The organism is uncultured Thiodictyon sp. (assembly GCF_903828115.1).
Taxonomy (GTDB): domain Bacteria; phylum Pseudomonadota; class Gammaproteobacteria; order Chromatiales; family Chromatiaceae; genus Thiodictyon.
In genome coordinates this window covers 1-10,199 of sequence record NZ_CAIKKU010000462.1, presented here as the reverse complement: position 1 = coordinate 10,199, position 10,199 = coordinate 1, and the positions used below count along the sequence as shown (strand labels likewise).

General features: G+C 66.8%; 8 protein-coding genes. 5 read left to right on the top strand and 3 right to left on the bottom strand.

Annotation, left to right across the window (positions count from 1 at the left end; genetic code table 11):
- Positions 1–139 precede the first annotated feature (139 nt).
- The 3 genes from QZY48_RS16935 to QZY48_RS16925 are packed head-to-tail and all read right to left on the bottom strand — an operon-like array spanning position 140 to position 3,482.
- Positions 140–883, bottom strand: coding sequence for a Crp/Fnr family transcriptional regulator (locus QZY48_RS16935; protein ID WP_295433093.1), 744 nt, complete (start codon positions 881–883; stop codon positions 140–142).
- Between the two features lie 6 nt (positions 884–889).
- The gene (locus QZY48_RS16930; protein ID WP_295433091.1) at positions 890–1,738 is read right to left on the bottom strand and encodes a response regulator; all 849 of its coding nucleotides are present in this window, start codon (positions 1,736–1,738) and stop codon (positions 890–892) included.
- A 7-nt stretch (positions 1,739–1,745) separates the two neighbouring features.
- The gene (locus tag QZY48_RS16925) at positions 1,746–3,482 is read right to left on the bottom strand and encodes an ATP-binding protein (protein ID WP_295433089.1); all 1,737 of its coding nucleotides are present in this window, start codon (positions 3,480–3,482) and stop codon (positions 1,746–1,748) included.
- A gap of 457 nt (positions 3,483–3,939) precedes the next feature.
- Here QZY48_RS16925 and QZY48_RS16920 point away from each other — a divergent pair, with 457 nt between their 5' ends.
- The 5 genes from QZY48_RS16920 to QZY48_RS16905 all read left to right on the top strand — a co-directional run.
- Positions 3,940–5,016: an HlyD family efflux transporter periplasmic adaptor subunit gene (locus QZY48_RS16920; protein WP_366929718.1), complete on the top strand. Its 1,077-nt coding sequence runs from the start codon at positions 3,940–3,942 to the stop codon at positions 5,014–5,016.
- 5 nt (positions 5,017–5,021) lie between these two features.
- A complete protein-coding gene (locus tag QZY48_RS34870) occupies positions 5,022–5,537 on the top strand; it encodes an ATP-binding cassette domain-containing protein (protein WP_366929716.1) in 516 nt (171 codons plus the stop codon).
- Positions 5,428–7,572, top strand: coding sequence for a ribosome-associated ATPase/putative transporter RbbA (gene rbbA / locus QZY48_RS16915; RefSeq protein ID WP_366929717.1), 2,145 nt, complete (start codon positions 5,428–5,430; stop codon positions 7,570–7,572). The genes QZY48_RS34870 and rbbA overlap by 110 nt, the downstream gene beginning before the upstream one ends.
- Positions 7,569–8,699: an ABC transporter permease gene (locus QZY48_RS16910; protein WP_366929715.1), complete on the top strand. Its 1,131-nt coding sequence runs from the start codon at positions 7,569–7,571 to the stop codon at positions 8,697–8,699. The genes rbbA and QZY48_RS16910 overlap by 4 nt, the downstream gene beginning before the upstream one ends.
- 169 nt (positions 8,700–8,868) lie before the next feature.
- Positions 8,869–10,199, top strand: a 1,331-nt coding sequence (locus QZY48_RS16905) for a diguanylate cyclase (protein ID WP_295433083.1), incomplete at its 3' end; no start/stop codon positions are given.

Here is a 10,199-nt window from a genome sequence, read left to right as displayed (position 1 = left end):
TGCGGTAACCCGTCGCGGCCTGGGGGCCGCTCCTACCGCGTAGGTGCGGCCCTCAGGCCGCGACGGATGTTACCCTCAGGGTTTCAAACCCGCCCCTACACCAGCCAGGGGCCTGTCCGGATGTCCGGTGCGAAGGCTATCACCGCCCCGTGAGCCCCTCCTGGCGGTACTGCACATCGCACAGCAGCCGGGCCAGTTCGGTCTTCACTGCGTGGTAGCACTCGCAGGCGCGGGTCGCCAGTCCCTCGCGATCGAGCACGGTGATGTGGCCGCGGCGATAGCGGATATAGCCCAACTGTTGCAGCTTGCCGGCGGCGGCGGTGACGCTTTCGCGGCGTACGCCCAACATGCCGGCGACCAGTTCCTGGGTCATGACCAGTTCGCGGGCCGGCGCCCGGTCGAGGGTCAGCAGCAGCCAGCGGCTCAATTGCTGTTCTACGCAATGGTGACGGTTGCAGGCCGCGGTCTGTGCCAACTGGGTGATCAGGGCCTGGGTGTAGCGCAGCAGCAGGCGCTGAAACAGGCCGGGGCCGTCGAAGGCCTGCTTGAGGCGGCGGCGCTCCAGGCGGTAGGCGTGGCCCGCGATCTGCACGACGGCGGAGCTGGGCGTGGGGTCCCCGCCCATGAAGAGCGTCACCCCGACCATGCCCTCGTTACCCACCCCGGCGGTTTCAACCGCCGCGCCGCTCTCGGTGACATAGTGCAGCGAGACGACCGCGCTGGTGGGAAAGTAGGCGTGATGCAACTGCCGGCCCGGCTCGTAGAGCATCTCCCCCAGGGGCAGCGGGAAGAGCTCGAGGTGCGGAGACAGGGCCGCGAACTCGGGGTCCGGCAGGGCCGCGAGCAGGTGGTTCTGGTTCGGACTGTGGCACACCTGGTGCATCGAACGTCAGCCCTCCGCGGCCGGGGGCGACGGCGGCCTGGGCGTGGTTTCAACGCCGATGCCGCGATAGCCGATGAAACGGCACGCCGGGGTGAAGATCGGCTCGCCGCTGACCCGGTAGTGCTGCTGCGAACCGTCGGCATTGACACGACTGAAGGGGAGGTCGATGAACGGCTGGCGGGCAGCGATGGCGGCGCGTATCACGGCGCGCTCGGTCTCGTTCCAACTGCCCGAGCGTTCTTCTTCGGCGAGGTCCGCGGCCCCATCGCCTTGGAGGCCGAGCATCTCGCTCACCGGACCGGAGACTCTGGTGAAGCGGCCGTGCTCGTCCTCTTCCCAGTACCAGTCCGACGCCAGTTCAGTCAGGCGGCGGTAGCGGGCCTCGCTTTCGCGCAGTTGCGCGGTGCGCTCCTGCACGGTCTGCTCCAGGATCTGGTTGTGCGCCTCGAGTCGGCGGTACAGCAGCCGCACCTCCAGCATGTTGTGGATGCGCGTCTTGACCTCCAGCAGGTCGAAGGGTTTGCTGATGAAGTCCTTGGCGCCGGCCTGCAAGGCGCGCAGTTTGTGCGCCGGCTGGGCGGTGAGCACCAGGACGGGCAGGTAGCCCACGGCGTTCTGCGCCTGCAGCGCGGCCAGCACCTGGAAGCCGTCCATGCCGGGCATCTGCAGGTCGAGCAGGATCAGGTCATAGTCGTGGTCGCGATGCAGCGCGCACACGCCCGCCGGGTCCATGGTCGCGGTCAGGCCGGTATAGCCCGCGTCGCCCAGCAGGCGCTGCAGCAGACGCACATTGGCCTCCTGGTCATCGACGATCAGGATGCGGGCGGCGAGGATCTCCTCTTCAGGTAATTTCATCTGCTTCTTATAGGCTTGCGGGTTGACTGGCGGCCAGCGCGTGCTTGAACGCCAGATCCAGGGTATCCATGAACTCGCCCACCTTGATGGGCTTGGTCAGGTAGTGAAAAAAGCCGGCCTGTTTGCCCTTCTCGATGTCGTGCGGCATGGCATTGGCGCTCAACGCAATCACCGGGATCCGCGCGGTCGCCGGGTCCTCGGCCAGGATGTGCAGGGCCGTGATGCCGCTGATGCCGGGCAGGTTGATGTCCATCAGGATGACCTCGGGCAGGAAGGCGCGCGCCAGCTCCACGCCGTGTCGGCCGTCGCGGGCCGAGAGCAGCCGGATGTCGGGCCGGCGCTCCAGCAGCCGTTGCACCAGCATCAGGTTGGCCGGGTTGTCCTCCACGCACAGGAGCGTCCGCAGGGTACCCGGGACCGCCGGGGCCGGCGCGGCCAGCGGGGTATCGGCCGGTTCGGCCGCCAGGTGCGGCGCGGCCGTCGCGTCCAGTTCGATCCAGAAGGTGCTGCCGACGCCGACCGTGCTGTCGACCCCGATGCTGCCGTTCATCAACTCCACCAGGCGTTTGGAGACCACGAGCCCGATGCCGGTGCCCTCCTGGGCCCCGGCCTCCTGCCCCAGGCGGTTGAAGGGCTGGAACAGTTGCACCAGCTTGTCGGCCGCCAGGCCCTCGCCCGTGTCCTGCAGGCTGATGCGGGTGCGCCCGTCGCCCGCCGCGGTGACCCGCAGGTCCACGCGGCCCCCGACCCGATTGTACTTGATGGCGTTGGACAGCAGGTTGACCAGCACCTGCTTGACGCGGGTGCGGTCGGCGCGCACCAGCCAGGGCCCGTCCAGTTCCGGGAAATAGACGCGGATGCCACCCTTCTGCGCCTGCGGCTCGATCATCGCCTGGCAGTCGGCCAGGACCTCGGCGAGCGACATCGGCTCGGGCGACAGCGACAGCTTGCCCGATTCGATCAGCGACAGGTCCAGGATCTCGTTGATCAGGTCCAACAGGTACCAGCCGGCCTGCAGGATCTGGTCGATCGAGTCCTTCTGCCCGGGGGTGGGCGGCGGGGCGCCGGTCTCCATCAGTTGGGCGAAGCCGAGGATGGCATTGAGCGGTGAGCGCAGTTCGTGGCTCATGCTGGAGAGGAAGTCCGACTTTGCCAGATTCGCCTCCTCGGCCGCCACCTTGGCCTTCTTGAGTTCCAGGTGGCTCTCCTTCAACACCGCGTCCAGGCGCAGGCGCTCGGCCTCCACCTGCTGACGGGCGGTGTTGTCGGTGCCGATCAGCAGGTAACCGATGATGGCGTCGGCCGCGTCCTGCAGCGCCGTCACCGACACCACGGCCGGCAGGCGGCTGCCGTCCTTGCGGATGTACGTCAGCTCATAGACGTCCTCGATGCGGCGCCGCGCCTTGAACACCATGGCCTCGAACCCCGCCGTGATGGGCGTGCCCAGCTCGATGCTCAACGCCAAGGCGCGCGCCTGAAGCTCCTGGGGGTCGGAGATGTCCGCGGGGGTGATGCGATTGACCACGTCGGCGGCGGCGTAGCCCAGCATCCGCTCGGCACCCACGTTGAAGATCTGGATGATGCCGTGCTCGTCGGTGGCGATGCTGGAGAAGTTGGCACTGTTCAGGATCGCGGTCTGCAGCGCGCCGGTCTTGAGCAGCCCCCGCTGGCGCTGATCTTCGCTGACGGCCTTCGCCGTACCGCCCGCGCCCGCGTCGGGCGCACCGTTTCCGTCTTCACGCATGAGCAATATCCGATTTCGATGCAAGTTGGGCCGCGCGGCGCGGGGTACACAAGGCGCCAGAAGGGAGGGTAACACCCCAGGGCGGCGGGCGTCGGTGCGGTAGCGCACACCGGGCGGCGCCAGCACCCCGTGGGAGCGGCTTCAGCCGCGACGAGGCCTCGCGAACTGCTACAGCTACCGGACGTTCTCAGGGACCGGGCGTCGTTGTCGTTGTCGTAATCGAATAACCCGACCACGATTACGACAACGACAATGTATCCGGGATCTCGGGCACCACATCAGTTCTGATCGTACCCAGCAGACGCCAGGGGCGTAAACATAGATCCTCTGTGCGATGGCGTACAGCCTCGGGCGGCCCGGCGGCATACCCTGGGAGTGAATCCTTGACGACCCCTGCCCGGACGCTCGACCGGACCGGCGTGGCCGAGCCGCGAATGAACGCAACCGGACGCAGACAATCATGATGACTCCGGCAATCAAGAAGGGCCTGATCGCGGCCGGGGTGCTCGCCGCCGCCGTGGGTGCGGTACTGGCCTGGACGGCGCTGCGACCGGCTGGCCTCGGGGCCGGCTTCGTCAGCGGCAACGGGCGGATCGAGGCGACCGAGATCGACGTTGCCACCCGACTCGCCGGGCGCGTGCAGGACATCATGGTCAACGAGGGCGACTTCGTCGCGATCGGCCAGCCCCTGGCACAGATGCAGGTCGACGTGCTCGACGCGCAGCGTGACGAGGCGCGCGCCAAGTCCCAGCAGGCCGTCACCGCGGTCGCCAGCGCGACCGCCCAGGTCGCGGTGCGCCGCAGCGACACGGCCGCGGCCGAGGCCCTGGTGGAGCAGCGCGAGAGTGAGTTGGATGCGGCACGGCGGCGCCTGGCGCGCTCCGAGACCCTCGCCAAGAAGGGGATGACGGCGCGCCAGACACTCGACGACGACCGCGCCGCCGTGCACGGTGCCCAGGCGACCCTGGCCGGGGCGCAGGCCCAGGTGGCCGCCGCGGTCGCGGCGATCACGGCCGCGCAGGCGCAGGTCGTCGGGGCCGACTCCGCGGTGACGGCGAGCGAGGCGACCATTGCCCGGGTCGCGGCCGACATCGCGGACAGCCGGCTCAAGTCCCCGCGCGACGGGCGCGTGCAATACCGCATCGCGCAGCCGGGTGAGGTCCTGGCGGCCGGCGGCCGGGTCCTCAACCTGGTGGATCTCGGCGATGTCTATATGACCTTTTTCCTGCCCGAGACCGTCGTCGGGCGGGTCGCGCTGGGCAGCGAGGTCCACCTCGTGCTCGACGCGGCGCCGCAGTATGTGATCCCGGCGCGGGTGTCCTATGTCGCCAGCACCGCCCAGTTCACCCCCAAGACCGTGGAGACGGCCAGCGAGCGGCAGAAGCTGATGTTCCGGGTCAAGGCGCAGATCGACCGTGAGCTGCTGCACAAGCACCTCAAGATGGTCAAGACCGGGCTGCCGGGCATGGCCTGGCTCAAGCTCGATGGGTCGGTACCCTGGCCGGACAAGCTGGCGATCAGGCTGCCGCAGTGACCCCGGTGCCTGCCCAAAGGAGCCCGGGCGTCCCGCCCGGGCGGGACGCCCAGGCTCCCGTGGCGAGCCTGGCGAACGTCAGTCTGCACTACGGCAAGGTCGTGGCCCTGGACGATGTCACCCTGGACATCCCGGCCGGCCTCATGGTCGGACTGCTGGGTCCGGACGGCGTGGGCAAGTCCAGCCTGTTGGCGCTGCTCGCGGGCGCCCGCGCCGTGCAGCAGGGAGGTGTGCAGGCCCTGGGCGGCGACATGGCCCGCGCCCGCCATCGCACCAAGGTCTGCCCCCATATCGCCTACATGCCCCAGGGGCTGGGCAAGAACCTCTATCCGACCCTGTCGGTGGAGGAGAACCTCCAGTTCTTCGCGCACCGAGCGCTCCGGTATGAGCGTGATCGTGGCGACCGCCTACATGGACGAGGCGCAGCGCTTCGACTGGCTGGTGGCCATGGACGCCGGCCGCGTGCTCGCCACCGGCACCCCGGCCGAGTTGCTCGAGCGCACCGGCACCGACTCGCTTGACGCCGCCTTCATCGCCCTGCTGCCGGACGCGCAACGGCGCGGCTACCAGGCCGTGACCATACCGCCGCTGGTCGACAGCGGCGAGATCGCGATCGAGGCCACGGGGCTCACCATGCGCTTCGGTGACTTCGTCGCCGTCGACCACGTCGATCTCTCCATCCGCCGCGGCGAGATCTTCGGCTTCATCGGCTCCAACGGCTGCGGCAAGTCCACCACCATGAAGATGCTGACCGGCCTGCTGCCGGCCAGCGAGGGTCAGGCCTCCCTGCTGGGGCGGGCCGTCGACCCCAAGGACATCGCGACCCGGCGCCGCGTCGGCTATATGTCGCAGGCGTTCTCGCTCTATTCGGAACTGACGGTGCACCAGAACCTGGTGCTGCACGCCCGCCTGTTCCAGTGGCCCGCGGCGGACATCCCGGCGCGGGTGGACGAGATGGTCCGGCGCTTCGGGCTGGCTGAGGTCCTCGATGCCCTGCCGGACACCCTGCCGCTGGGTATCCGCCAGCGACTGTCGCTGGCCGTGGCGATGGTGCACAAGCCGGAACTGCTGATCCTGGACGAGCCGACCTCGGGCGTGGACCCGATCGCGCGCGACCGCCTGTGGCAGTTGATGATCGACCTGGCGCGCAATGATCAGGTGACCATCTTCATCTCCACCCACTTTATGAACGAGGCGGCGCGCTGCGACCGCATCTCGCTGATGCACGCCGGGCGGGTGCTGGTGACCGAGGTGCCGGCCGAACTGGTGCGCCGGCGCGGGGCGGCCACCTTGGAGGAGGCCTTCATCGGGTACTTGAAGGACGCCGGGGCGGGGGGCGAGGGGGTGGGGCCGGCGTCGGTGCTTGAAGCGGTTCCGGCGGCGGGGTCGAGGCTTCCCGTGACGCCTCGCGGGCGGGACGCCCACGCTCCTTTTAGCCCCGCCCGCGCCTGGAGCTACTGCCTGCGCGAGACCCTGGAACTGCAACGCGACCCGGTGCGCGCCACCATGGCGCTCCTGGGCACCGCCATCCTGATGTTCGTCTTCGGCTATGGCATCAGCCTGGACGTGGAGAACCTGACCTTTGCGGTGCTCGACCGCGACCAGACTACGCGCAGCCTCGACTATGCCCTGAACCTGTCCGGCTCGCGCTACTTCGTCGAACGCCCGCCGATCACGGACTACGCCGAGCTCGACCGGCGCATGCGTGGCGGCGAACTGGCGCTCGCCATCGAGATCCCATCCGGCTTCGCCCGCGACCTCGCGCGCGGCCATCAGGTCCAGATCGGCGCCTGGGTGGACGGCGCCATGCCGGTACGGGCCGAAACGGTGCGGGGCTATGTGCAGGGGATGCACCAGGGCTGGCTGCTCGACCAGGCACAGCGCCGACTCGGCCAGGATGGCGCGACCGGCGCGGCCACCATCGCGACGCGCTTTCGCTACAACCCCGATGTGCGCAGCCTGCCGGCGATGGTGCCGGCGGTCATCCCGATGCTGCTCCTGATGATCCCGGCGATGCTGACCGCGCTGTCGGTGGTACGCGAAAAGGAGTTGGGCTCGATCATCAATCTCTATGTCACCCCGGTCACCCGCAGCGAATTCCTGCTCGGCAAGCAGTTGCCCTATATCGTCCTTGCCATGCTCAACTTCGCGGTGCTCACCCTGCTCGCCGTCACCGTCTTCGGCGTTCCGGTCAAGGGCAGCCTGCTGACCCTGACCGCCGGGGCCCTGCTCTTTGTCATCTTCTCCACCGGCTTCGGGCTCTTCGCCTCCACCTTCACCCGCAGCCAGATCGCGGCGATGTTCGTCGCGATGATCGGCACCATGATCCCGGCCATCCAATTCGCGGGCATGTTGAACCCGGTGTCCTCACTGGAAGGCTTGGGGTATGCCATCGGCCGCGTCTATCCGGCCTCGCACTTTCTTACCATCAGCCGCGGAGTGTTCAACAAGGGCCTGGGATTCACGGGACTGCAGGACTCCTTCTGGCCGCTCGCGCTGGCCGTGCCGGTCATCCTCGTCCTGTCGATCGTCTTGTTGAAGAAGCAGGAGAAATGAGGATGCCGCACCTCGCCACCATCTACCGCCTGGGCATCAAGGAACTGTGGAGCCTGGCGCGTGACCCGACGATGCTGATCCTGATCGCCTATACCTTCACGGTATCGATCTATGTCGCGGCCACGGCCATGCCGGAGACCCTGCACAAGGCGCCGATCGCCATCGTGGATGAGGACGGCTCCCCGCTCTCGGCGCGGATCGGCACGGCCTTCTACCCACCGCACTTCCTGCCCCCCAAGATGATCGGGCTGCCCGCCATCGATGCCGGGATGGACGCCGGGGACTATACCTTCGTACTGGACATACCGCCGAACTTTCAACGCGATGTCCTGGCGGGCCGCACGCCGGCGATCCAACTCAATGTCGATGCCACGCGCATGAGCCAGGCCTTTACCGGCAGCAGCTATGTCCAGCAGATGGTACTGGGCGAGGTCACCGAATTCGTGACGCGTTACCGCGCCGCCGCCGCCTTGCCGGTGGACCTGGCCCTGCGTGCGCGCTTCAACCCCAACCTGGAGCAGTCCTGGTTCGGCTCACTGATGGAGATCATCAACAACGTCACCCTGCTGTCGATCATCCTGACCGGCGCCGCCCTGATCCGCGAGCGCGAGCACGGCACCATCGAGCACCTGCTGGCCATGCCGGTCACGCCCGCCGAGATCATGCTCTCCAAGGTCTGGTCGATGGGCCTGGTGGTCCTGCTGGCCGCCGCGGTGGCCCTGGTGTTCGTGGTGCAGGGCGTGCTGCGGGTGCCGATCGAGGGCCTGGTGAGCCTGTTCCTGGCCGGCGCCGCGCTGCACCTGTTCGCCACCACCTCATTGGGCATCTTCATGGCGACGCTGGCGCGCTCGATGCCGCAGTTCGGGATGCTCGCGGTGCTGATCCTGCTGCCGCTGCAACTGCTCTCGGGCAACTCTACGCCGCGCGAGAGTATGCCGGAGCTGGTCCAGTACGTCATGCTGGCCGCGCCGACCACCCATTTCGTCGCGCTCGGTCAGGCCATCCTGTACCGCGGGGCCGACATCCGGGTGGTCTGGCCGCAATTCCTCGCCCTGGCGGCCATCGGCGCGGTGTTCTTCACCATCGCGCTCAATCGCTTCCGCAGGACCATCAGCCAGATGGCTTGAGAGAGATTATTTCACGCAGACACGGATGTCGTCGTTGTCGTTGTCGTTGTCGTAATCGAGGTTATCGGAGAGCCTCGGATTCTCTCGAACCACTAATTGCCTCGCTTCTCCGATTACGACAACGATTACGACAACGATTACGACAACGACAACGACAATGACAACGACAATGACCACGATACCGACTGAAATCAGCGATACCGACGCATCCACCCCAGCGGCGGAGTCGATCACCGAGGCCGAACGCCAGGATGCCTTGCTGAAGACCGGGGCCTTGCAGGCCGCGATCTTGAGCAGCGCCAACTTCTCGAGCATCGCCACCGATGCCCACGGCGTCATTCAGATATTCAATGTCGGCGCGGAACGGATGCTGGGCTACGCGGCCGCTGACGTCATCAACAAGATTACCCCGGCCGATATCTCCGATCCCGAGGAAGTGATTGCGCGCGCCGAGGCGCTCAGTCTGGAACTCGATACCCCGATCACCCCGGGTTTCGAGGCCCTGGTCTTCAAGGCCTCACGCGGCATCGAGGACATCTATGAACTGACCTATATCCGTAAGGACGGCAGCCGCTTCCCGGCGGTCGTGTCAGTCACCGCGCTGCGCGACAAGTGCCATGACATCATCGGTTACCTGCTGATGGGTACCGACAACACCGCGCGCAAGGCAATCGAGGCCGAGCAACGCCTGCTGGGTCAGCGCCTGCGCGACCATCAGTTCTACACGAGGTCGCTCTTTGAATCCAACATCGACGCGCTGATGATCACCGACCCGTCAGGGATCATCACCGACGTCAACAAGCAGATGGAGGCGCTCAGCGGCTGCACGCGCGACGAACTGATCGGCGCGCCGTTCAAGAACTATTTCACTGAACCGCAGCGCGCCGAGGCGGCCATGAAGGTGGTGCTGCTGAAGAAAAAGGTAACCAACTTCGAGCTGACCACGCGCGACCGGGACGGCAAGGAAACTGCGGTGTCCTACAATGCGACGACCCTCTACGACCGGGACCGCAAGCTACAGGGGGTGTTCGCCGCGGCGCGCGACATCACGGAACACAAGCAGGCACAGGCGCAAATCCTCAGTCTGGCCTTGCATGACACACTGACCCAGCTCCCCAATCGCCGTTTGACCAACGAGCGCCTGCGGCAAACGATGGCGAGCAGCACGCGCAATCATCACTATGCCGCGCTGATGTTCATGGATCTCGACAATTTCAAGTCGCTCAATGATACCCAAGGGCATTATGTCGGCGACCTGTTGCTGATCGAGGCATCGGGACGTATTTCCGCTTGCGTGCGGGAGGAGGACCTGGTCGCGCGCTTCGGCGGCGATGAGTTCGTGGTGATACTCGCGGAACTCAGTGCCGATAAACAGAAAAGCATGGCCGAGTCCGGCATGGTCGCAGAAAAGATCCGCGCCGCTCTGGCCAAACCCTATGCGCTGACATTCATCCATGAGGGAAAGGCTGAAACCACCGTCGAGCATCGCTGCACCGCCAG

Coding starts and splice junctions, on each gene's coding strand:
- QZY48_RS16935 (WP_295433093.1), bottom strand. CDS start 883: ATGCACCAGGTGTGCCACAGTCCGAACCAGAACCACCTGCTCGCGGCC.
- QZY48_RS16930 (WP_295433091.1), bottom strand. CDS start 1,738: ATGAAATTACCTGAAGAGGAGATCCTCGCCGCCCGCATCCTGATCGTC.
- QZY48_RS16925 (WP_295433089.1), bottom strand. CDS start 3,482: ATGCGTGAAGACGGAAACGGTGCGCCCGACGCGGGCGCGGGCGGTACG.
- rbbA (WP_366929717.1), top strand. CDS start 5,428: ATGGACGAGGCGCAGCGCTTCGACTGGCTGGTGGCCATGGACGCCGGC.
- QZY48_RS16910 (WP_366929715.1), top strand. CDS start 7,569: ATGAGGATGCCGCACCTCGCCACCATCTACCGCCTGGGCATCAAGGAA.